Below are 22042 nucleotides of genomic sequence, written 5' to 3'. Positions count from 1 at the left end.
AAAATGGCATATTCCGAAAAAGTAGTAGATCACTACACCAATCCGCGCAACGTCGGTTCGATGGACAAGAACGATCCGCATGTCGGCACCGGCATGGTGGGCGCCCCTGAGTGTGGCGACGTTATGAAGTTGCAGATCAAGGTGGACCCGATCTCCGGCATCATCGAAGACGCGAAGTTCAAGACCTTTGGTTGTGGTTCCGCCATTGCCAGCTCGAGCCTCGCCACCGAGTGGCTGAAGGGCAAGACTGTCGACCAGGCGATGGAAATCAAGAACACGGAGATCGTCAACGAGCTGGCTCTGCCACCCGTGAAGGTCCATTGCTCCGTGCTTGCCGAAGACGCCATCAAGGCGGCGATCACCGATTACAAAAAGAAAGCTGTTTCCACACCGGCACTTGTATGACCCCAACTGCTGAACAGACCACAGAGAAACTGATCGAAGTCACCCCGAAGGCGATTTCGAAGATCCGCGATGCCTTTGCCAAGCAGGGTGTGAGCGGCGGTCTTCGCCTGGGTGTGCTCGGCGGCGGTTGCTCTGGTCTCAGTTATCAGTTCAAGTTCGACACCAAGCCGCGCGCGACGGACCATGTTTTTGACTATGGCGACGTGCATGTCTGGGTCGATCCGAAGAGCATGCTCTTTCTCAAGGGCATGATTCTCGATTACAAAGAGAGCCTCATGCAAAGTGGCTTTGAGTTCATCAACCCCAACGCCAGCAAGAGCTGTGGTTGTGGCACTTCTTTCTCCTCCTAGTCAGATGGATTACTATCGCGTTCTGGGTCTCGACCCAAAGTTGCAGCTCGATCGAAACGAGCTGCAACAACTGTTTTATCAGCGCAGCCGCGAACTACACCCGGATCGCTTTGCGCGCGCCGAGGCGAGTGTCCGCGATGCGGCGCTGCTCGAGAGTTCGTTACTCAACGATGCCTATCGTACGTTGCGCGATCCGCTGGCCCGTGCCGAGTATGTCCTCAAGCAAGGCGGCTTCGACATCAGCCTGCAAGGCACGAAGGATGTGCCTCCTGAGCTGTTGGAAGAGGTCTTTGAGTTGAACATGGCGCTGGAGGAGTTAAAGGCGGGAGATGAATCGGCTCGTCCGCAATTGACTACGGCCCGGGACAACTTTGAGGCCATGCTCGCTCAGTCCAGTATCGAGTTGGACAAGTTGTTCACCGCCTACGATGCCGCTCCCGGAGAAGAGTCTTTGAAGCCGATCCGGGCGCTGTTGAACCGCCGTCGCTACATACAAAATCTCCTCAGGGATGTGAATGGGTACCTTTCAAATTGACTTTGGCGCTGACGCCAAAGTAGACCGTATCATCGGCATCGATCTCGGCACCACCAATAGCCTGGGTGCCTTCATGGATTTCACCGGCCCCGAAATTATCCCCACGGCGCAAGGTGGACGGATTGTCCCTAGCGTCATCTCGCTCCTGCCGGACGGCACCTACATCGCTGGGGATGCGGCAAAAGCCCGTCTGAGCACAGATCCCGATCATACGCTCTACTCCACCAAACGGTCCATGGACCAGGCCTCGGACGGGCTGATCATTGGCTCCCGCACCATTACGCCGCCTGAAGCTGCGGCCTATGTCTTGCGGGAGATCAAGAACAATGCCGAGTTGTTCTTTGGTGAAGAGGTGAGCAAGGCGGTGATCACCGTTCCTGCGTACTTCAACGATGCACAGCGCCAGGCGACAAAGGATGCTGGCCGAATTGCTGGTCTCGACGTGCTCCGTCTGGTGAATGAACCCACTGCCGCCGCTTTGGCCTATGGGCTCGACAAGCGGAAGCAAGGTATTGTTGCGGTTTACGATTTGGGCGGCGGCACCTTCGATATCTCCATCCTCAAGCTGCAGGACGGCATTTTTGAAGTTCTGGCGACCCATGGCGACACGCATCTGGGGGGCGATGACATCGATGCGCTCCTGCTCGCGATTGCCCAGGAAGACCTTGCTTCCGAGTGGGGCGCGAGTCTGGAATCTGGCACGCCTGCGGTGGAGATGCTACGCCAGGCGGTGATCCGTTCCAAAGAGCAACTGAGCTTTGCGCTCGAAACCACGATCGAGTTCAGCTATGCCGGCAAGAGTTACCAGCGGGTGCTGACCCGGGAAGTCTTTGACCGCCTGATCGAGCCTTTGCTCGAGCGGACCCTCGGCCCCTGTACCCAATGCCTGCGGGATGCAAATGTCAGCCCGGAGCAGATTGATGAAGTGGTTCTGGTGGGCGGATCGACCCGGATTCCGTTGGTGCGCTCGATGGTGGAGCAGTTGTTCCGCACCAAGCCGCATACCGAGTTGAATCCTGATGAAGTGGTGGCGCTTGGCGCGGCCGTACAGGCGGGCATTCTGTCTGGTGAAGTGAAAGACACCCTGTTGCTGGATGTCACTCCGCTCTCCCTGGGCATTGAGACGATGGGCGGCGTGGTGACGAAGCTGATCCATCGCAACTCGACCATTCCGGCAAGCGAAGTGGAGCAGTTCACAACGGGAGTAGACGGCCAACGCAACGTGCTGGTTCATGTCCTCCAGGGCGAGCGGGAACTGGTGAAAGATTGCCGGAGTCTGGCCCGGTTTGAATTGAAAGATATCGAACCCATGCCGGCTGGTCTGGCGCGGCTGGAAGTGAAGTTTCTCATTGATGCGAATGGCATCTTAAATGTTTCGGCCAAGGACCTACGCAGCGGCAAAGAGCAAAGCGTTGAGGTCAAGCCTTCCTATGGACTCACCGACGAGCAGGTGGAAGCCATGATCCTCAGTTCGATTACCAACGCAGAAGCGGATGTACGGGAGCGCCAGGTGCGGGAAGCGCGCGTCGAGGCCGATCGGATGCTGGCCGCGCTCGAACGGGCCAAGCAAAATGATGCCTGGGCGAGTCTTTCCGAGGAAACAAAGAAAAGTATCCAACATGCTCACAATGAGCTGCTACTTGCATATCATGGTGACGATCATCGTCTCATCCAGTCTCAGATGGAGAAGCTCGACCAAGCGAGCCTGGAACTGGCAGAGAATATGATGAACACTGCCGTGCGTGGCGCATTGAAGGGGACCAAGATATGATGATCCAGCTCACCTGGGATAAGGCGGAGGATATTGGCATCGAGCTGTTTGAGACCCACCCCGGCACCGATCCCCTGCAGGTACGCTTTACGGACCTGCATAAGCTGGTTGTGGCACTGCCTACTTTCGTCGATGACCCGATGAAATCGAACGAAGCAAAGTTGGAAGCCATCCAGATGGCTTGGTATGAGGAGTGGAAGGAAGGTCAGAAATAGACCTCCAATTTCTTTTTGCCGTGTTCAATATCGTCGTGAGCGATATTGTTCTTGCTGGTGATAACGCCGTCGTGATCGCGATGGCCGTACGGTCGTTGCCTGCAAAGGAACGGCGGCTGGGGACGCTTCTGGGCGCTGGCCTTGCCGTTGCCTTGCGGATTGTGCTGACCTTTTTTGTTGCGCAACTGCTGAACCTGCCTTACCTAAAGCTGATCGGCGGCTTGTGTATCTTCTGGATCGCCGTGAAGGTTCTGGTCGATTCAGAACCCGACGAAGGTGCAACTCAGCAGGCAGGCGGGATCTGGCAAGCCATGTGGATGATCCTGGTTGCCGATATCACGATGTCACTCGATAACGTTCTGGCTGTGGCAGGCGCGTCCCATGGCAACCTGGGCTTGCTGATCTTTGGCCTGGGCCTGAGTATTCCGTTGGTTGTTGGCGCGAGCGGCCTTTTGTCGAAGTTGATGGACCGCTATCCGATCATCGCCATTCTGGGCTCGGCCGTACTGGGTCGAGTGGGCGCTGAGATGATCCTGACGGATCCGGCAGTTCTGAAGATCGTCCACCTGGGACAATACGCCCATTACGCGATTCAGATTGCAGCCGCCATCCTCGTGGTGGTGATTGCTAAGCTCTTGCTCCGCCGCCGATCCGCCGTAGCGCATTCTTAGCCGCCTCGACTCCCCGGTACTGCGCTTCCTCGAAGATCGAGATGCCGCTGAGGTCCGAGTGCGCATAAAACATTCCATTCTGATTCCTGAGGAAGCCCTTACGGGCTTCCGACTGGAGAAAGCCTGGCGTGGGCCGCACCATGGCATGCCCATTGCGAAAGACATCGATCCGCGCAACACAGTCGGCGATCTCGGGGTGGGGCCGGCTCAGATCGTGAAGCGCTGCATCGCGCCAGTACTCCCAAGTGCTTTCGAGCATCAGCTTGCGCGCCTCGCGAGGAGACTTCTCTGCGAGTGCGTTGTACCAGGTCCAAACCGTTCTCTCGCGATGGACCGCCAGATCCTGGTGCGTTGCAACAACATAACCGAGGCTTGATGAGCCATAGATCACGTTGTCCCAGGCCGTGTCGCCACCCTTGGGCAAGCGATCGAGGGTGAGGTTGGCTGTCACCCAGGGCGAATAGGTGAACCCGTCTGCCTTGGGGGCGCCTTCGACTAGGTGGCTCGCCAGAAAGCTGGGAGCGGCCCAGATGACGGCTTGTGCCAGATAGCTTGCCTTCGGTGTCATCACCTGCCAGGCACGGTCCAGGCTTCTCACCTTGTAAACGGGCTCCTGGGGGCGCACCTGCACCTTGGACCGCAAGTACTTCATCACCCAGCCATTGCCTTCCGGCCAGGTGAACGGACCCTTGTCATCGTGGTCGCGAGCTGCAAAGTAATGCAGGCCGGCCCAGGCACTGGTGTCCGCGAGAGACGAGCCATAATCGTCGCGGGTGGAGTAGTCCAGGTACCAGAACAATTCTGGCGATTCAAAGCCATTCGCCTTGAGCCAGCTTGGAAAAGATTGGGCTTCGAGCACCGGATCGATCTTGCCTAAGGCATGCGGAATGGTCCAATGGCCGGTGGCATGCAGCTTCTGGATGATCTCTTCAAAGCGTTGGAATTCCCGCCGGGCTTTGGCATTCATGCCCAACTCGGGCTCCAGGCCGAACTGCCAGCGGCCGTGAATGAAAAGCCGCTCCTGGGGAGAGTGGCAGAGATGGCGTTCGTTCCACTCGCCGTTCTGAATGAGGCCCATCTCCTCGAAGAGTTCCCGTACAAGAGGGGAATTGCGGTTCGGGATCGGTACATAGTGCGCACCCCAGGGATAGGCGGAGACCTCGTTCTCGCCATAGCGCGAGTTGCCCCCCGCTTGTTGTTCCATCTCCAGAATCACGAAGTCCGAGAAGCCACGTTTCTTCAGCCACCAGGCGGCGGAAAGGCCGGCCATGCCCGCACCAATGATGACCAGCGGAATCTTCTTCTGTTCCGCTGCTGCTGGGAACGATGCATGATCCCGCAGCTTGTGGCCGGTTGGAAAGGCATCGAGAACAAAGCTGCCGGTGACGGGTGCTTTCGCCTTGCGGCCAAGCTGGAGGAAGGGTGCGGCGAGCGCATCGCGTCGGGTCATTTGGTCCAGTGATAGGTTGCTGCTGCGGCGGCAACACAGAGCGCGACACTAATGAAGATATAGGAGGCCGCGAGCGCATAGCGGCCCTGTTCGAGGAGTGTCACCACTTCAATCGAGAAGGTGGAAAAAGTGGTGTAGCCGCCGCAAATGCCGGTGATCCAGAAATAGCGGCTGTCCCCCTGCAGCCGGTTCGCAAGAAACCCGATGAGCGCTCCACCTGTGAAATTGATGACGAAAGTCTGCCAGGGGAAGGGCAGGGGGAGGGAGGTGGCAATGGCAAATCGCGCCATTCCACCACAGGCAGCACCGAGACCGATGAGACCGTACTTGATCATCGCGAGAGTGGGGTGATGGTGAGCTTGCGGAATTCGACCACGCCATGATCGCCCTGGACCGCGATGGGACCAGGCATCGCTTCATTCGGGTCGAAGCACATGGCTGTCGGTCCTTCGATCACCTGATGGTCGACCGTGATCTTGCCATTCAGCTTGACGGTGACAATCCGGCCGACAAGCCGGACGTCGAGAGTTTGCCATTCGCCGGCGGGCCGAGCGGCCTGCTCCTTCGGCGGGATGCGGGAGTAGATGCCGCCGGCAGAGTGTCCATCGATCGGGAGGCCTGCGGTATCTTCGATCTGCACCTCATAGCGGCCCCGAAGTCCAATGCCGGAGTTGGAGCCTTTCTGGTAGCGATATTCGGCGTGCAGCTCGAAATTCCAGAAGGTTTCCGCCGTGCGAATGTCGCTCGCCTTGGGGGCGTTCTTGGTGATGCCGTCGGCGGTCACACTCCATTCGACAGAGCGGCCAGGGAAGGTGGCCTGCCACCCGCTCAGATCTTTTCCATTGAAGAGTTCGATCGGCTCGGTGGGTTTCCAACGATCATCGTCGCGGTCGCGGATTTCCGGAGCGCGATCGCCCGAGAAGGTGGTGGCGGGCTTTCCATCGATCGACTGCGTTCCCACCAGCCGGCCCTTCTGGATGGTGGCAACGTAGCTGAGCTTTTTCCCCGCGCGTTCAAAGGACCAGTGCAGTTCCTTATGATCAATCGAGATCTGTGGAATCGCATCCAGTTGGCCGCCAGGGGCGCCTACGAAGCGTCCGTTGATCTTCTTGCTCCCGGCCTCATTCACCTCGAGCCACCAGGCGCGGCCGCGCGCTTCATTCTGGACGGTCAGGTTCCAACGGCCGTTGTAGTCTTTGTCTGCTGCCAGCGCGGAGACTGCCATCGCAAATAGGAAAAACTTGCTCACGTACTAGAGGGTACCGGAATGCCGCTTCAGAATCTGGGGAAGGTTCACTGAGAAGGCGCTCCGTGGGACGACGCTATCGCAACCTGCCTCGACAGCTTCCTGCTTGCGCTGCCCATCGACGTGGGAGATGAAGCCGAGCATGCTGATCTTCTTGAGCTCCTCATCGGCTTTGAAAGCACGAACGATTTCGATGGGGTCGAGCTTGTTGTGGTTGAGGTCAATTAAAACGAGGACGGGTTGAGCCTTTGCTTTGGCCAACGCGTCCTCGAGAGTCTTTGCGTATACGACGCCAATGGAATTCTGTTTGGCGGCGGAGTCGATCTTGACTGCAAACATCAGATCGTCGACCACCGCCAGGATTTGTTTAACAGGCACTCCTTCCAGCTTAGCTGCTCGTCTAGTGAAACGACGAGCTCAAGAGCTGTTTGGAGGTACGAGCCGTTCTAGAAGACGAGCTTCAAGGCGAACTGCACCTGACGTGCCGGGTAGGTGCTGTTGATTTGCCCGAAGCTGCCCGAAGAACGGTTCGCATTGGGTGCATTGAAGTTGGTGCGATTGAAGGCGTTGAAGGCTTCGGTGCGGAAGGAGAGCTTAAAGCGCTCGGTCAGCAGGAAGTCCTTGTGCAAGCCGAGATCGAGCTGATACAGGCCGAAGTTCAGAACCGTGTTGCGGCCCGCATTCCCAAAGGGCTGCGAGCGATCGGTGGGAATCGAGACCGTAGCAGGATTCAGGTACTGGATGTAGGTGTTGGTCGAGGTCCGCTGGCTTTCCGGGAGAACCGGGTTGCCCGTGATGTTCGGACGGTAGGTGGGCGAACCGCTGACCGAGAAGTCTGAGGAAGGACTGTAGTTCAAGTTCACCGGGCTGCCGGAATTTGCGGTGTTGATCGCTGTCAGGCGCCATCCGCCAAGGACGGTATCGAGACCTTTGTTCCAGCTGGAGCCAAAGCTTCTGCCCTTTCCGAAGGGAAGCTCATAGAGGAAGGTGGTGGTGTTGTTGAAGGGCTGGTTGTAGCCGGCAACGCCTCTCTCGCCCGCAACATTGCGGAAGTTGACGCGGGAGTTGTCGCCATTGGCGGTTTCGAGATGGCCGCTCGCATTGTCGATGGCCTTCGAGTAGGTGAACGAATTCAACAGGTACAAGCCCTTGCTGAAGCGCTTCTCGAGCTTGGCCTGGAGGCCGTGATAGCTGAGGAAGCCACCGTTGTAGGCAATCTGGATGAGCCCGAAATTCTGGTTCGGACGGCGCGCCTGGAGGGGGAGGTTGGTGGTGGCGGTGTTGGGCACAGCCTGGTTGTAGTCGCCGAGGATCATGAGGCCATTGCCACGTGCGCCGACATAACCCACATCAAGAACAAAATTCTTGGCCAGTTCGCGCTGGATGGTGAAGTGCCAGTTTTGCACGTAGCTGGTTCTGTAGTCTTTGGGAATGTAGTTGGCACGAACATTGATCTGCTTGACGTTCGCAAGGGTGAGGAAGTTGTCGGGATAACCCTGGAGCGTGGTGCGGAAGCAGGTGCCGGGAGCTTGGGCTGTGCTGGTGCAGAGCGCCAGGCCGGAAGCGCCTGCGGTGATCGGAGCCTGATCGATCGAGGGACCGATGATGTTCGGCAGGTTGTAGGCCAGAAGGTTCTCGCCGCCCATGCGGTTGAAGTGGATGTAGCTGATGCCATAGGCAGAGCGGATCACCGTCTTCGAGTTTGCTGTGTAGGCAATGCCGAGACGCGGCGCGAAGTTGTTGCGATCGGGATTGACGAGCGAACGATCGGCAATGCTGCCATCCTTCGCGGGGATCAAGCTATTGCTGATCGGGTCGAAGTTGGACATCTTGTTGTCGGCGAGGTACTGCGGGGTGGCGTACTCATAGCGCAGGCCGACGTTGACGGTGAGCTTGCGAGTGGGCTTCCAGTCGTCGGCGATGTAGAAGAAGTGCATCCGTTGCCGGTAGTCGACGATGGCGGCGTTGTTGAGAGTGTAGTTGTTACGTGCGCCAAAGAGGAAGTCGGCGACGAACTGCTCATTGTCATTGGCGCTGCCGGGGACTTTGCTGAAGCGTCCGGAGTAGCTGTCCTGACCGTACTTCGGATTGAAGTCGTCGATCTGGGTGTTGATGAGCTGATACTCGTAGCCCGCCTTCAGGCTGTGCTTGCCGAGCAGGAGAGAGTAGTTGACCTTCGGGTTGACGACCGTCGGATTCTGGAACTGCGGATTGGAGGTCTGCACGCCGAGCTGGGTGTAGCCATTGATCGACTGCGCATTGACGCCACCGGTGTAGCGGGGATCGCGCGGCGCGTTGGGGATGCCAAAGCGCTCGCCGACGCCGGGTGTGCCGACGAACCAGGGCAGCTTGGAGTTGATCGACTTGCTGACGCCGATGCGGAACTCGAAGACGGAACGTGCATTCACCGTATAGGTGGTGCCACCGGCGACCTGCCAGTTTTTCACATAGATGTTGCCGTTGCTGTTGCCACCCGAGGGACCGGGGATGCTGGGCGGAACGGTGATATTGGACAGGCGGTGCGAGTAGCGGCCGAACGCAGTGAGCTTCGAGCCAAAGTATTGGTCATAGCGCACGTCGCCCTTGTCGATGTTGGTGGGCTGGCTGGGGAGCGACTGGAAGTTGTTGCCGCCGTTGGAGACGCCAGCGATGTTGGGGGTGGGGAGGTCTGCCAGCACGTCGCGGGCGAACTTGGTGATGTCGCTGGCGGGTACGACGTTGTTGGGATAAGGAGTGCCGCTGAAGGGGTTCTGGATGGGGCCGGAGAAGATGCCGTTACGCAGATTCATGCTGGGGACGGCGGCAAAGGTGATGGCCTTCTCAACGCGGCGGAAGCCTTCATAGTCGGCAAAGTAGAAGATCTTATCCTTCTTGATGGCGCCGCCGAAGGATCCACCGTACTGGTTCTGGATCAGCGTGGGTTTCTGCCCGGTCACCGGCTTGAAGAAGCCAGTGGCGTTCAACTGGGTATTGCGAAGGAACTCATAGACCGAGCCGTGGATCTGATTTGCACCGCTCTTGATGCTGACGTTCATGATGGCGCCACCAGCGCGGCCGAACTCGGCGCTATAGCTGCTGGTTTCCACCTTAAACTCCTGCACCGCATCGGGAGATGGCTGGATCACCTGATTGGAGAAGCCTTGATTGGAGGTGCCGTAGGAATTGTTGTCGACACCGTCGATGATGAAGTTGTTCTGCGAACTGCGCATACCGTTCACATTGAAAGAGGCATCGCGCGGGGGGACGCCATAGGCAAGGTCGGACTTGCGGACACCGGGAACGAGGAGCGCCAAATCGGCATAGTTGCGGCCATTGAGCGGCATGTTGACGATTTCCTGGTTGCCGATAACCTGGCCCTTGGAGCTGGAATCTGTTTCCAGTTGCGAGGCCGCACCGGTGACGGTGACAAATTCCTTGACTTCGCCAATGGGGAGATCGAGATCGACACGCTGACGCGCGTTGACGATCACTGTAAATTCGGCGGCACTCACCGTTTTGAAGCCATTCGCTTCGGCGGTGACGGTATAAACGCCGATGCGGACGTTGACAAATTGAAAATCACCTTCAGCGTTTGTGAGTGCTGATTGGGTGACGCCTGTTTGGGTATTCCGGAGAGTCACATTGGCTCCGGCCACTGCGGTTTTGGTATTGTCGCGAATGGTGCCGAGCACTGTCGCCGTGTCAAATTGTGCGAGCGAGCAGAGCGCACTTAGGGATAGAAGCAGACATAGCTTTGTTATTTTCTGAAGCATAGTTCGGGACTAGGTTAACAGGATGTGGTTACAATCGCGTAACGCACTTTCTTGACTGTTTCTGCAATATCAAGGGCGGTGTGCGCTGCTGAAAGATACCAGCGGCCGTCTGGCAGGATCAAAATGCCCTCGTGCAACAGGGCTAGCGCGAAATCGCTATAGCGCTGCCGGTCGTGTTGGAGCGTGTCCCGATAGTTGCTGACTGTTTTGCCTAGCACATGGAGTTGGAAGACTGGCCCGGTACCAGTGGTATGCGCGGAAATCTTTGCGTCACGAAAGGCTTCTTCGATGCCATTCCGGAGTTGAGCCGCTAGCGTGTGAAGTCTTGGATAAACATCTGGTTGCGAGAGTTCGTCGAGGGCTGCATTTGCCGCGGCAAGGGCTAAGGGATTGCCGTTGAGCGTGCCAGCGTGGACAACCTCTCCACGCGCGATCCAGTCCATATATTCCTTGTGACCCGCGAGAACGCTGAGCGGGGTGCCAGCTCCGAGGGCCTTTGCGAAGGTGGCGAGATCGGGTGTCACTCCGTAATGAGCTTGCGCTCCGCCCAATGCAAGCCGGAAGCCGGTGACGACTTCATCAAAGATCAGCAGAATCTGGCGGCGGGTGCACTCTGCGCGCAGAAATTCGAGAAAGCCCGGGGCGGGCGGAATGCAGCCGGAGTTTGCAAGCAGGGGTTCACAGAGAACGGCAGAGATGTTGTCGTCGAGCGCGGCAAGAACGCTTTCGCGATTGTTCCATTCGGCGATGACGGCGTTGGTGTTGGGCAGTTGCCCGAGGCCAACCGGGATCGGTGCGCCTTGGCTTGCAGTGAGTTGGTCGAGAGTTGGTTTGTAGCTGGTGAGGACTTCGTCGGACCAGCCGTGATAGTGACCTTCAAACTTCAAGTACTTCTGCTTGCCGGTGATGGCGCGGGCCAGCCGTAGGGCTACTTGTACAATCTCTGTGCCACTGTTGGCAAATGTGACCAAGCCGGCGCATGGAATGATCTGGGTGAGCCGCTCGGCGACCTCAAACTCCAGATCGTGTTGCGCGCCAAAGGTCATGCCGCGCGCCGCTTGCCGCTGCACGGCGGCGACGACCTTAGGAGGCGCATGGCCGAGGATCAGGGGGCCCCAGGCGAGACCGAAGTCCGTGTAGCGATTGCCGTCCACATCCCAGACCTGCGAGCCTTCTCCATGAGAGAAGTAGAGCGGATAGGGACGGGCATTGCGCCGCAGTCCACTCGAGACACCGCCGGCCAGACTCTTCTGGGCGCGCGCATACCGGGCTGCCGAGCCCATCGTCTTTGCCCGGACAGCAGTTTCAATGGAAGAACTCATGATTTTCTATTGGAACAGATTAGTATGATCGAAAGACTAGGTTTTTCTCTTGGCCCAAAACTCGAAATCAGAATTGCGCTATCTCATTCCCGTGCTCCAAAGTGCGTTCCGCATCATTGACGAACTTTCCCGCCAGCCCGGATTGAATCTGAATGAAGCCGCGATCCGGACGGGAGTTCCCAAGTCGACTGTATTTCGAGTGCTGATGACCTTGCAGCATCTGCAGATTGTGGATCGCGATGCGGACAAGGCGTACCGGCTGGTGGGGCGCGTGCCTGGGCTTTGGAGCGCTCATGCGGCAACGGAGATCTTGCGGCGAGCGGCGCTGCCCGCGATGATCCGGTTGCGCGACCTGCTGGGGGAAACCGTCAATCTCGGTGTGCTCGAGCAGGACAAAATTGTTTATCTCGAAGTGGTGCCAAGTGAATCTGCATTGCGCTTTAGCGAAAGGCCCGGCGCTACGGTGCCGGTCCATTCCTCGTCCTTAGGACGCGCGATCCTGGCGCATTCCTCCGCTGCAACGATTGATGCTGCTCTGCGGGGAAGGCCGCTGGTGGCTCTCACAGCAAGAACAATTACCGATGAGGGAAAGCTCCGTGCGGAGATTGCTCTTGTTGGCCGGCAAGGGTACTCCATTGAGATCGAAGAGAACGCTTTGCAGGCGACCTGCGCCGGAGCCCCGATCTTCAATCGTGAAGGCGTGGTGGTGGCGGCGTTGAGCATCTCCGGATTGAGCCATCGCTTTCAGCCCGCATCGGACAAGAGGATTTTGAAGGCATTGAAGAAGGCGACCCACGACATTGAGGGCGCATTGTAGGAGAGAAAAGATGAAGCGACGGAAGCTATTGCAGTTGCCCTTGGCAGGGATGGCGCTGGGGGCCAATCGAAAGAAGGGGGTGGCTGCGATTGTGACGGAGTATCGCTTTTACTCCCATGCCGATGTGATCTGCGGCCGGCTGATCTCCGGCTATACCGCGAATAACATCTGGACTGCGCCACGGACGCAGCTTGTGTCGCTGTATACGGCTCAGGTTCCCGCGACTGATATGAGCCGGGAGATGGCTTCGCGGGCAGGCTTCCAAATCTATCCGACGATTCCCGCCGCGCTCGGGCTGGGTGGATCGAGGGTTGCGGTGGATGCGGTGGTCTTTGTCGGCGAGCATGGCAACTATCCATTCAACGCAGAGGGGCAGCATCTGTATCCGCGCTACGAATTGTTCAGCCAAATTCTCGATGTCTACGAGAAGACGGGCAGAGCAGTGCCAACTTTCTTTGACAAGCACTTCTCCTATGACTTTGCGAAGGCAAAAGAGATGTTCGCGCGGAGTCGCAAGCTCGGCTTTCCGCTGATGGCAGGCTCGAGTGTGACGCTGAGCTTACGGGAGCCTTACCTGCAGCCGCAACTCGAGACTCCGATGCGGGAGGCGGCTGTCATTGGCGGGGGACCTACCGATGCTTATGGCTTTCATTTGCTGGAAGTGCTGCAGTGTTTTGCGGAACGCCGCAAAGGTGGCGAGACCGGCGTTGCCAGCGTCGAATGGATCGACGGCGATGCGATCTGGCAGTGGCTCGATGCGGGCGCGGGCGCTTGGGCGAAGCCTCTGCTCGAGGATGCCTACAAGACCCAGCTTCTGGCCGCAAAGGGTGGGATGCGGGAGACGGCAAAGCAGCCGGTGCTGTTCCGGATCGCCTATCGCGATGGTTTTCGTGCGGTTGCCTTGCTGCATGAACCTTCCGGGAACGATCGCAGCGTTGCGATTCGAGTGGAGGGGCAGCCGCAGTTGCTGCGCACCATGATGAGTCCAACCGTGGCGCGGACTTTGCCGCACTTCGATGCGCTGGTGCATTGCATGGAAGAGATGTTCATCAGTGGCAAGGAACCCTATCCACCGGAACGCACACTAGTGACCACGGGCATTCTGGCATACGCGTTTGCTTCGAAGCGAAGCAAAGGACCCGTGATGACGCCTGACCTGGACATTCGCTACCGGGCTCCCGAGAAGGTTTTTATTGAGAGGGCATAAGAGACTGATCGGGTTCGATCCGCCAGAAGAAGAAGGCGCCGCAGAACAGCATGGCGGCCATCGGCATTAGCGCCAGGTTGTAGTTGCCTACGGCGCTGACAATGTAGCCGAAGCTGGTTGCCATCAGAAAGCTGCCGATCTGGCCAAAGGTATTCATCGCGCCTGAGACGCTTCCGGAGAAAGGGCCGGCAAGATCCACGAGCAGCGCCCAGGTGACGGGCAGCATGATGTTCATCGCAAAGAGGCCAAGCGAGAGGAAGAGGATGGCGGCGATCTTTCCGGTGCTCTGTGTGGCAATGAGCATCATCGCTCCTGAGATGGCAAGGCTGGCGGAGCCGACCAGAGAACGTGCGGCCCAGAGCGAATAACGGCGACGCAAGCCATCGCTCAGGAAGCCTCCGGTGAACACTCCCAAGAAACCAGCAATGGCGGTGACGCTTGCTCCGATCTTCATTTCGTCCTCGGTAAAGCCACGCCCCCGTTGCAGATAGGTGGGGAGCCAGGAGAGATAAAAATAGGCGCCCCAGCAGTAGAAGTGATACATCAGCAGGATGCGGCGGAAGTTGGGTTGCCGCAGGATGAAGGCCCAGGGCGCGCTGTGCGTCTGCTGCGAGGGGTCTCCGATGAGCGCAAGTTCGCCGGAACTGATGCCGGGCATCTGGCGGGGGAGATCGCGAAACCAGCAGAGCCAGACGGCCGCCCAGACGATCCCCAGAATGGCGAAGAGATAGAACGAGACACGCCAGCCATAAGCTTGCTGGAGGGGGACGACCAGAAGCGGTGTCAGGATGCCGCCTGCCGTCGCGCCAATCCAGAAGACACTCGTAGCGCGGGCGCGTTCTTGTGGCGGAATCCAGCGGGCGATGGTACTGGCGCAACTGGGGAAGGCACCTGCTTCACCGGCTCCGAAGAGGAAGCGCACGGCCAACAGCGGCCCTAGGCTGGTGACTGTACCTGTAAGAGCCGTGAAGGCGCTCCACCATAGAACGATGCGCGAGAGTACGGCACGCGGGCCCTTGCGATCGGCCAGAATCCCGGCCGGGAGTTCGAATCCCGCATACCCCAGGGTGAAGAAGCCCATCACCCACCCCCACTGACTGGGACTGATCTGCAACTCGTCCTGCATGCGCGGTCCGGCGACGCCAATGGCGAGGCGGTCCAGATACATGACCACCACGAGCGCGAAGAGAAGTGCGAGGACACGATGCCGGTAGGGCATGAGGGTTCTCTCCAGCCTAAAGGAGTTTCCTATCAAAAACATTAATTTCAGTAGAGAAATTTGATAGTCTGTCGAAAAGCCTATGCCACGCGTCGCGGTTGCCTGTCTGATGCATGAGTCGAACTCCTTCCATTCCCGGAAGACTCGCTATGAGGACTTTCACTTTCTACCGCGGGAGGTGGAGCGTTGGAAGAACTCTTCGACTGAGGTGGCAGGATTCATTGAAGAGTCTCTGGGGCGCGGGATGGAAATCCTGCCATTGCTGCATGGCGGGGCGACGCCGAGTGGGCCTGTCGAGCGGGCCAGCTTTGAGCAACTTGCTGGGGAGATTGTCCAGGCGCTGCACGGAGCGAGCTTTGATGCCGTGTATCTGGCCTTGCATGGCGCAATGTTTGCGGAAGGCTTTCCTCATGCGGATGAAGAGATCGTGCGGCGGGTGCGCCATGAAATCGGCCCTGCTGTTCCCTTGGTGGTGACGCATGATTTCCACGCCAATCTGCCTCCAGGGCTCCTTGAACTCTGCGATGCGCTTGTGGTGTACCAGCAGAATCCGCATCTCGATACGAAGGAACGGGGCGAGCGGGCCGCTCGAATCCTTGCGGACATGCTGAGCGGCGCAGTGCGTCCGGTACAGCGGATGGTGAAGCCGCCGATGCTTTGGAATATCGTGCACCAGAACACCTATCGCCCGCCACTGCAGGCGATCACGGAGGCGAGTATCGCCTTAGAGCGCGAGCCGGGGATTCTGGCGGTGAGCGTTGTCGGCGGCTACCAGTATAACGATGTGCCGTTCCTGGGGCCTTCGGTGGTGGTGATTGCGGATGGCGACGGCGAGCGGGCGGCGCGGGAAGCGCAACGGCTGAGCGAGCAGATGTGGGCGGCTCACGAGAGTTTGCATTTTGATTTGCCGGATGCCGCAAAAGCTGTACGCGATGCTCTGTCGGCGACGGAGTTTCCGGTGGCCCTGTTTGATGTGGGCGACAACATCGGCGGCGGCGCGGCAGGAGATGCTACCTTCCTGTTCGAGCAATTGCTGGCCCAGGAGGCAAGTGGTTTTGTGGTGACGCTCTATGATCCGGAAGCGGTGGCGGAGGCGAAACGCGTCGGGATTGATGGTGCTTTTGCGATGTTTGTGGGCGGGAAGACAGACACGATGCATGGGGTTCCGATCGGGGTGAAGGGACATGTGGTGTCGTTGCACGCCGGCCGCTATGTCGAGCCTGAAGTGCGTCATGGCGGAACCAGGTTCTGGAGCCTCGGCCATGCGGCGGTTGTGGCGCTGGAGGGATCCACGCCTGAACTGCCGAATCTGCTTTTGCTGACGGCAGAACGCTCGAGCCCGAACTCGATTCATCAATTGGTGAGTTGTGGGATTTATCCGGAACGGATGCGGATTCTGACAGTGAAGGGAACGGTGGCGCCGGTAGCGGCCTATCGGGGGATTGCGAAGCAGATTGTGATGGTGGATACGCCGGGCGCAACGACGGCAAACCCATCAAGGTTCACCTTTCATCGCGCACCGGCGCTCTGGGGACTCTAACTCTTACTGGAAGAGTTCTTTGACTTTGCCGAAGAATCCGCCCTTGTCGTCCTCTTCGCCAGGGGCGGGAAGCGTTTCGCGCAACTGTTCAAAGACCTTGCGCTGTTCGCGACTCAGCTTCGTTGGAATGTGAACTTCCACATGGATGAACAAATCGCCGCGGCCCGAGGCGTTGACCCGCGGCACACCGCGATTCTTCAGCCGGAGCTGGGTGCCGGGCTGCGTGCCTTCGGGCACCTTCACCGACTCAATGCCCTCAAAGGTGGGAATCTCCACCTCGGTGCCGAGCGTTGCCTGTGCGATATTGACGGGCACGGTGCAGTGCAGATCGTAATCCTGGCGCTCAAACACCGAGTGCTCCTTGACGCTGAGCACGACGTAGAGATCGCCATTGGGGCCGCCGTTGGGGCTGGCCTGGCCTTCCGAATTCAGCCGGAGCTGCGTTCCGGTATCGACACCGGCCGGGATGTTGACCTTTAGCTTCTTCTCGCTGCGGATGCGGCCTTCGCCCTTGCATTCCTTGCAGGGCCGGCGAATGATCTGTCCACGGCCATTGCAGGTGCCGCAAGTGCGGCGGATGGTCATGAAGCCCTGTTGGAAGAGCTGCTCGCCACGCCCACGGCAACTGGGGCAAGTGGTGAGTCCATCTTCCTTCTCTGCGCCGCTGCCTTCGCAACGGGTACAAAGATCGAGCTTGGGAATCTGAATATCGACCGAGGTGCCGCGAACGGCATCTTCAAATTCGATCTCCAGATCGTAGCGGAGGTCTTCGCCACGGCGGGCGCGGCTGGAGCCGCCTCCGCCGCGCTTGGCGCCGCCAAAGAAATCTCCGAAGAAGTCACCGAAGATATCGTTGAGGTCGGTGAACTGGTTGGGGTCAAAGCCGGAACTGGTTCCACCGCCCATCCCCGACACGCCCTGGTGCCCGTAACGATCGTATGCTGCTCGCTTCTGGGCATCGGTTAATACGCCATAGGCCTCGGCGGCTTCCTTGAATCGCTCCTCCGCTTCTTGGTCCCCAGGATTGCGGTCGGGGTGATACTTCATGGCAAGCTTGCGGTAGGAAGACTTCAGTACGCCGTCGTCCGCGGTACGCTCCACCCCTAGGATTTCGTAATAGTCACGTTTCGTCACTGGCACTCGTTCTGTTTACTTCTGCTTTCTACTTCTTCACCGCAACACGCACCATAGCAGGGCGTAAGAGGCGGCCTCGGAAGTGATAGCCCCTTTGGAGCTCGGCGAGAATGGTCTGGTCTTCGGCCTCGTCTGTTTCAACAAGGTCAATGCCGTGGTGGAGATTTGGGTCGAAAATGGTGCCAATCGCATCGATTGGCTCCAGGCCCAGCTTCGTGAGTGTCTCCTTGAGACGCCCATGGATCAGTTCGATGCCTTTTGCATAGCTCGCATCGGCGGTCTGGATCAAAAGGGCGCGTTCGAAATCGTCAAAGATGGGGAGCAGCTTGTTGACGACATCGCTAGTGGCGACGTCGATGGTTTCCTGGCGTTCCCGTTCCGAGCGGCGGCGGTAGTTCTCAAACTCCGCCTGGCGGCTCTGTGCGAGCCGGATCAGATCCTGTCGCTCCGTCTCCAGACGAGCAATCTCCTGCTCGAGAGTGGTGGTGAGCGAGGTTTCTACAGGTTCTGGATTGGCAGCGTCGAAAGTCGACTCCGTCATAGTGCTTTCCTTCTTCTTCTTACGGTTTGTCGCATGCGATCAGTCGGCAGATTGTGCGAGCGCTTGGCCCACCTGCATCACTGCCGCGATCGTACGTTGATAATTCAATCTTAACGGGCCGAGGACGGCGACGCGAGCGGACATGCCTCCGGCCAGCGGCACCTGGACCCCAATCAGAGTGAAATCCCGGAGCGCCGGATGCGCCTCTCCTAAGCCCACCTGGATCGCGGGAATCTTCGAGGAGCCCTGCAGGAACTGATCGAGCAGCCGTAGAATCTGTTGCTTTTGCTCCAGCGCCTGAAAAAGCTCCCGCATCCTCTCTTTGGTGAGATGCAGGTCGAGCCCGACAAGATACGCGGCTCCATCGAGGAAAACCCGCGGCCCGACTCCGTTATCGAAGAGACCGCGCGCATGGAAGAGCTCGACGCGCCGCAGCAGGGCGCGATATTGATTGCGATCGTCCTGGAGCCGTTCGGTGAGCGCGCGGCGGGCCTCTGCGAGAGAGAGGCCCGCGAATTCGTAATTGATGTAGTTGCGAATCTCAGCGAGCTCGTCGCTGCTGAGATCGTGATCGAGCGTGATGACCTGATTGCGGACGTTCTGATCGGAGGTAATCACAACCATGAGGACCTGCCGCGCCGCCAGTGCAAGCAACTCCACCTGGTGGAGAAGCTGACTTGCCGGGGGCAGCGCCGCTGTGATGGCGACGTTCTGTGTCAGGCCGGTGAGCATATGGGAGCCCTCTTCGACCCGATCAGGAACCGAATGAATCGCCTGGAACTGCTGCTGCAGCTTAGAGACTTCTGCGGGATTCGGCCGCACTTGCGTGAGGGAACTGACGTAGAACTGAATGGCCGCCGCAGTTGGGATGCGGCCGGCTGAAGTATGTGGCTGTGTGAGGAGGCCCAATTCGGCCAGCTCCGCCATGGCATTCCGTACGGTTGCCGGAGAAGGGGAGGCGCCAGGGAAACTGCGCTGCGCAATCGCAGAAGACGAGACTGCTTCCCCAGATTCGAGGTAGGCCTCGACAATGGCGTGCAGGATCTGTCTTCGTTTGCCGCTCGGGGGCTGGATCTGAGGCGCCATATATAGGTGTGTGGGTCGCTCCTGTCCGATTTTAGCGCACTCTCGGGAAGAGAAGGGATGGCATCGCGGTCCATGACGGAAAAGTATGAAGTTTATCTTCCTTTGAAATCAGCATCTTAGCTAGAAATGCAGGGGAGAGCGCTTGCCAGCCCTGCTTGCGGATGTTACAGTTCTATTCATGCGATGCGGTGCGCGCGAGTGCGGCACGGAAAGCAAAGCAGCTAAGACAAGTAAATAAGAGCACGCAAAAGCAAGAGTGGAAGCGAAAGCGACCTGGAGCTGAGCTGGCAAGAGCGAAAAAAAAGTTCTTGCAAACGAAAGTCTGAAATGTTAGACTAACGAAAGCGAAGCGAGTGGGCGCAAGAGCGGCACGAAAGCAGAGCGAAGCAAATAAAACTTGCTAAATGGTAGTCGAATCAAGTAGACTACTGAATGGCCGGACAAAAGAGATAAGCGAACGACAGAGCGGGAAGCAGCTTGTTGGTCTGAAAAGATCCGCTGCGAGAACGAAGTCACAAGTTCGTACGGCCATCGGGTGAATCCTGGTAGTGGTTGCACCTTAAAGAAGTTATCTCGTCAAAACAGTTTTTTACAATTTTTAGATGGATGAAAGAGAGCGCAAGTTCTTGTGTAGTCATCTGAACGCCTTTCGAGGCCGCCATGGCAGAGTCGTGATCTTCGGGTCCGGCACGCATGGGCAGATCTTTGACAATCTGGTTGGACGCAAGTCTAAAAGATAAGAACAGTAACAAACAGTTATTTTCGTCAAGTATTGAGTTCAAGTAGTTGCGACCTTGATCCTCGCAAGAGGGTCATTCCAAAACAACAATCCGAGATTAAACGAGAGTTTGATCCCGGCTCAGAATCAACGCTGGCGGCGCGCCTAACACATGCAAGTCGAGCGAGAAAGGGTAGCAATACCTGAGTAAAGCGGCGTACGGGTGAGTAACACGTGGGTATCCACCTCTTAGTGGGGAATAACTCGGGGAAACCTGAGCTAATACCGCATAAGTCCGAGAGGAGAAAGCAGCAATGCGCTGAGAGAGGAGCCCGCGGCCGATTAGCTAGATGGCGGGGTAAAGGCCCACCATGGCGACGATCGGTAGCCGGCCTGAGAGGGCACACGGCCACACTGGCACTGAAACACGGGCCAGACTCCTACGGGAGGCAGCAGTGGGGAATCTTGCACAATGGAGGAAACTCTGATGCAGCGACGCCGCGTGGACGACGAAGCACTTCGGTGTGTAAAGTCCTTTCGACCGGAACGATAATGACGGTACCGGTGGAAGAAGCTGCGGCTAACTACGTGCCAGCAGCCGCGGTAATACGTAGGCAGCAAGCGTTGTTCGGAATTATTGGGCGTAAAGAGTTCGTAGGCGGTGTGCCAAGTTTGGTGTGAAATCTCCCGGCTCAACTGGGAGGCTGCATTGAATACTGGCATGCTCGAGTATAGGAGAGGTAAGCGGAATTCCTGGTGTAGCGGTGAAATGCGTAGATATCAGGAGGAACACCTGTGGTGTAGACGGCTTACTGGACTATAACTGACGCTGAGGAACGAAAGCGTGGGTAGCAAACAGGATTAGATACCCTGGTAGTCCACGCCCTAAACGATGCATACTTGGTGTGAGCCATTCACTTGGTTCGTGCCGTAGCTAACGCGTTAAGTATGCCGCCTGGGGAGTACGGTCGCAAGGCTGAAACTCAAAGGAATTGACGGGGGCCCGCACAAGCGGTGGAGCATGTGGTTTAATTCGACGCAACGCGAAGAACCTTACCTGGGCTCGAACGGCTTTCCAACGATCTATGAAAGTAGATTATCCCGCAAGGGAGTAGAGTCGAGGTGCTGCATGGCTGTCGTCAGCTCGTGTCGTGAGATGTTGGGTTAAGTCCCGCAACGAGCGCAACCCTTGTCCCGTGTTGCTAATCCGTAAGGATGCACTCTCGGGAGACCGCCAGCGATAAGTTGGAGGAAGGTGGGGATGACGTCAAGTCATCATGGCCTTTATGTCCAGGGCTACACACGTGCTACAATGGACGGTACAAAGCGCTGCGAAGCCGCGAGGTGGAGCTAATCGCATAAAACCGTTCTCAGTTCGGATTGCAGGCTGCAACTCGCCTGCATGAAGCTGGAATCGCTAGTAATGGTAGATCAGCATGCTACCGTGAATACGTTCCCGGGCCTTGTACACACCGCCCGTCACATCACGAAAGTGGATTGTACTAGAAGTCTGTATAACCAGCCCAAGGTATGATTCATGATTGGGGTGAAGTCGTAACAAGGTAGCCGTAGGAGAACCTGCGGCTGGATCACCTCCTTTCTAAGAGAGACAGTGGCCGGAGTTTCTGAACCTGTCGCAAATTCCGCGATAAACGGATTGGGCCTTGTGCTTGATCCGGAGTAAGAGACAGCCTTTCCGGTCCACAGCAACTATGCTCTGCTCGATACTTTGACTATTTTAGATGGCAAGTCGCCTTGTGCGACGGCCCTGCGTCCAACTGGCCTCGATACAATTTCTATCAGTGAGATGAAAGTCTCAAAAGGGGCTGTAGCTCAGCTGGGAGAGCGCCTGATTTGCATTCAGGAGGTCGCCGGTTCGATCCCGACCAGCTCCACCAAGTTGACTCCAGTAGGCTAGCGACAGCTAGTACAGTTCACACCATGGGCCTATAGCTCAGTTGGCTAGAGCGCACCCCTGATAAGGGTGAGGTCGCTAGTTCGAATCTAGCTAGGCCCACCATAGAACACTGATAGGAAGAAAGCGAAACCAACCAGTCATGTAG

At 57.8% G+C, this 22042-nt stretch carries 19 protein-coding genes, 2 tRNA genes and 1 rRNA gene; 12 read left to right on the top strand and 10 right to left on the bottom strand.

From position 1 onward, the window contains the following. The first annotated feature begins 3 nt into the window (after positions 1–3). Genes iscU through M017_RS0104355 form a run of 6 tightly spaced genes read left to right on the top strand, consistent with a single transcriptional unit; the run spans position 4 to position 3947 of the window. The gene (gene iscU / locus M017_RS0104380) at positions 4–405 is read left to right on the top strand and encodes a Fe-S cluster assembly scaffold IscU (RefSeq protein ID WP_031496097.1); all 402 of its coding nucleotides are present in this window, start codon (positions 4–6) and stop codon (positions 403–405) included. Continuing rightward, a complete protein-coding gene (locus M017_RS0104375) occupies positions 402–755 on the top strand; it encodes a HesB/IscA family protein (RefSeq protein ID WP_031496095.1) in 354 nt (117 codons plus the stop codon). The genes iscU and M017_RS0104375 overlap by 4 nt, the downstream gene beginning before the upstream one ends. Continuing rightward, positions 733–1290: a Fe-S protein assembly co-chaperone HscB gene (hscB, locus tag M017_RS0104370; RefSeq protein ID WP_202901613.1), complete on the top strand. Its 558-nt coding sequence runs from the start codon at positions 733–735 to the stop codon at positions 1288–1290. The genes M017_RS0104375 and hscB overlap by 23 nt, the downstream gene beginning before the upstream one ends. Next, entirely contained in the window at positions 1271–3061 is a 1791-nt protein-coding gene (gene dnaK / locus M017_RS0104365; RefSeq protein WP_031496092.1) for a molecular chaperone DnaK, read from the top strand. The genes hscB and dnaK overlap by 20 nt, the downstream gene beginning before the upstream one ends. After that, complete coding sequence (iscX, locus tag M017_RS0104360; RefSeq protein ID WP_031496090.1) at positions 3058–3276, top strand: Fe-S cluster assembly protein IscX; 219 nt, start codon at positions 3058–3060, stop codon at positions 3274–3276. Before dnaK ends, iscX begins: the two co-directional genes overlap by 4 nt. Positions 3277–3296: 20 nt before the next feature. Beyond that, positions 3297–3947, top strand: a complete 651-nt coding sequence (locus M017_RS0104355) for a TerC family protein (RefSeq protein WP_238325810.1) — start codon at positions 3297–3299, stop codon at positions 3945–3947. Here the strand turns inward: M017_RS0104355 and M017_RS0104350 are convergent. From M017_RS0104350 to M017_RS0104325, 6 genes are all read right to left on the bottom strand, one after another. Continuing rightward, the gene (locus M017_RS0104350; protein WP_031496087.1) at positions 3904–5397 is read right to left on the bottom strand and encodes an FAD-dependent oxidoreductase; all 1494 of its coding nucleotides are present in this window, start codon (positions 5395–5397) and stop codon (positions 3904–3906) included. The two genes, M017_RS0104355 and M017_RS0104350, sit on opposite strands and share 44 nt — an antisense overlap. Then, the gene (locus tag M017_RS0104345; protein WP_031496086.1) at positions 5394–5732 is read right to left on the bottom strand and encodes a fluoride efflux transporter FluC; all 339 of its coding nucleotides are present in this window, start codon (positions 5730–5732) and stop codon (positions 5394–5396) included. The genes M017_RS0104350 and M017_RS0104345 overlap by 4 nt, the downstream gene beginning before the upstream one ends. After that, a complete protein-coding gene (locus M017_RS0104340; RefSeq protein WP_035957660.1) occupies positions 5729–6646 on the bottom strand; it encodes a 3-keto-disaccharide hydrolase in 918 nt (305 codons plus the stop codon). The genes M017_RS0104345 and M017_RS0104340 overlap by 4 nt, the downstream gene beginning before the upstream one ends. A 3-nt stretch (positions 6647–6649) precedes the next feature. Further along, the gene (locus M017_RS0104335) at positions 6650–7021 is read right to left on the bottom strand and encodes a response regulator (RefSeq protein ID WP_031496082.1); all 372 of its coding nucleotides are present in this window, start codon (positions 7019–7021) and stop codon (positions 6650–6652) included. A gap of 68 nt (positions 7022–7089) precedes the next feature. Continuing rightward, the gene (locus M017_RS0104330; RefSeq protein ID WP_031496081.1) at positions 7090–10395 is read right to left on the bottom strand and encodes a TonB-dependent receptor; all 3306 of its coding nucleotides are present in this window, start codon (positions 10393–10395) and stop codon (positions 7090–7092) included. 14 nt (positions 10396–10409) lie between these two features. Next, entirely contained in the window at positions 10410–11717 is a 1308-nt protein-coding gene (locus tag M017_RS0104325) for an aspartate aminotransferase family protein (protein WP_051669505.1), read from the bottom strand. A gap of 73 nt (positions 11718–11790) precedes the next feature. Between M017_RS0104325 and M017_RS0104320 the strand changes: the two genes are divergently transcribed. Both M017_RS0104320 and M017_RS0104315 read left to right on the top strand, forming a co-directional pair. Further along, positions 11791–12534 carry an IclR family transcriptional regulator gene (locus M017_RS0104320; RefSeq protein ID WP_238325809.1) on the top strand — a complete coding sequence of 248 codons (744 nt, stop codon included), beginning with the start codon at positions 11791–11793 and terminating at the stop codon, positions 12532–12534. 10 nt (positions 12535–12544) lie between these two features. Further along, complete coding sequence (locus M017_RS0104315) at positions 12545–13741, top strand: carbohydrate kinase family protein (protein ID WP_051669504.1); 1197 nt, start codon at positions 12545–12547, stop codon at positions 13739–13741. Here the strand turns inward: M017_RS0104315 and M017_RS0104310 are convergent. Then, complete coding sequence (locus M017_RS0104310; protein ID WP_031496076.1) at positions 13725–14960, bottom strand: MFS transporter; 1236 nt, start codon at positions 14958–14960, stop codon at positions 13725–13727. The two genes, M017_RS0104315 and M017_RS0104310, sit on opposite strands and share 17 nt — an antisense overlap. Before the next feature lie 82 nt (positions 14961–15042). Here M017_RS0104310 and M017_RS0104305 point away from each other — a divergent pair, with 82 nt between their 5' ends. Further along, complete coding sequence (locus tag M017_RS0104305; protein WP_031496074.1) at positions 15043–16500, top strand: M81 family metallopeptidase; 1458 nt, start codon at positions 15043–15045, stop codon at positions 16498–16500. Between the two features lie 3 nt (positions 16501–16503). Here M017_RS0104305 and dnaJ read toward each other — a convergent pair whose 3' ends face one another. From dnaJ to hrcA, 3 genes are read right to left on the bottom strand one after another with little or no spacing between them, the layout of a single operon-like run. After that, the gene (gene dnaJ / locus M017_RS0104300) at positions 16504–17634 is read right to left on the bottom strand and encodes a molecular chaperone DnaJ (RefSeq protein WP_035957659.1); all 1131 of its coding nucleotides are present in this window, start codon (positions 17632–17634) and stop codon (positions 16504–16506) included. 28 nt (positions 17635–17662) lie between these two features. After that, positions 17663–18175 carry a nucleotide exchange factor GrpE gene (locus M017_RS0104295; protein WP_031496072.1) on the bottom strand — a complete coding sequence of 171 codons (513 nt, stop codon included), beginning with the start codon at positions 18173–18175 and terminating at the stop codon, positions 17663–17665. 39 nt (positions 18176–18214) lie between these two features. After that, positions 18215–19261, bottom strand: a complete 1047-nt coding sequence (gene hrcA / locus M017_RS0104290; protein ID WP_031496070.1) for a heat-inducible transcriptional repressor HrcA — start codon at positions 19259–19261, stop codon at positions 18215–18217. A gap of 836 nt (positions 19262–20097) precedes the next feature. On the opposite strand from hrcA, the gene M017_RS0104280 reads away from it, so the two are divergent. The 3 genes from M017_RS0104280 (at position 20098) to M017_RS0104270 (ending at position 21999) form a co-directional block, all read left to right on the top strand. Beyond that, positions 20098–21579 (top strand): 16S ribosomal RNA (locus tag M017_RS0104280). A 222-nt stretch (positions 21580–21801) separates the two neighbouring features. Continuing rightward, positions 21802–21877 (top strand) — tRNA-Ala (locus tag M017_RS0104275). Positions 21878–21922: 45 nt separating this feature from the next. After that, positions 21923–21999, top strand: a tRNA-Ile gene (locus tag M017_RS0104270). Positions 22000–22042 lie beyond the last annotated feature (43 nt).

Source organism: Bryobacter aggregatus MPL3, from assembly GCF_000702445.1.
Lineage (GTDB): Bacteria > Acidobacteriota > Terriglobia > Bryobacterales > Bryobacteraceae > Bryobacter > Bryobacter aggregatus.
The sequence above is the reverse complement of the archived record's forward strand: the minus strand, read 5'-3'. Positions and strand labels throughout refer to the sequence as shown.

Excerpts from the sequence above, each read along its gene's own strand:
- iscU (WP_031496097.1), top strand. The coding sequence starts at position 4 with ATGGCATATTCCGAAAAAGTAGTAGATCACTACACCAATCCGCGCAAC.
- M017_RS0104375 (WP_031496095.1), top strand. The coding sequence starts at position 402 with ATGACCCCAACTGCTGAACAGACCACAGAGAAACTGATCGAAGTCACC.
- dnaK (WP_031496092.1), top strand. The coding sequence starts at position 1,271 with ATGGGTACCTTTCAAATTGACTTTGGCGCTGACGCCAAAGTAGACCGT.
- iscX (WP_031496090.1), top strand. The coding sequence starts at position 3,058 with ATGATGATCCAGCTCACCTGGGATAAGGCGGAGGATATTGGCATCGAG.
- M017_RS0104350 (WP_031496087.1), bottom strand. The coding sequence starts at position 5,397 with ATGACCCGACGCGATGCGCTCGCCGCACCCTTCCTCCAGCTTGGCCGC.
- M017_RS0104345 (WP_031496086.1), bottom strand. The coding sequence starts at position 5,732 with ATGATCAAGTACGGTCTCATCGGTCTCGGTGCTGCCTGTGGTGGAATG.
- M017_RS0104330 (WP_031496081.1), bottom strand. The coding sequence starts at position 10,395 with ATGCTTCAGAAAATAACAAAGCTATGTCTGCTTCTATCCCTAAGTGCG.
- M017_RS0104325 (WP_051669505.1), bottom strand. The coding sequence starts at position 11,717 with ATGAGTTCTTCCATTGAAACTGCTGTCCGGGCAAAGACGATGGGCTCG.
- M017_RS0104315 (WP_051669504.1), top strand. The coding sequence starts at position 12,545 with ATGAAGCGACGGAAGCTATTGCAGTTGCCCTTGGCAGGGATGGCGCTG.
- M017_RS0104310 (WP_031496076.1), bottom strand. The coding sequence starts at position 14,960 with ATGCCCTACCGGCATCGTGTCCTCGCACTTCTCTTCGCGCTCGTGGTG.
- M017_RS0104305 (WP_031496074.1), top strand. The coding sequence starts at position 15,043 with ATGCCACGCGTCGCGGTTGCCTGTCTGATGCATGAGTCGAACTCCTTC.
- M017_RS0104295 (WP_031496072.1), bottom strand. The coding sequence starts at position 18,175 with ATGACGGAGTCGACTTTCGACGCTGCCAATCCAGAACCTGTAGAAACC.
- hrcA (WP_031496070.1), bottom strand. The coding sequence starts at position 19,261 with ATGGCGCCTCAGATCCAGCCCCCGAGCGGCAAACGAAGACAGATCCTG.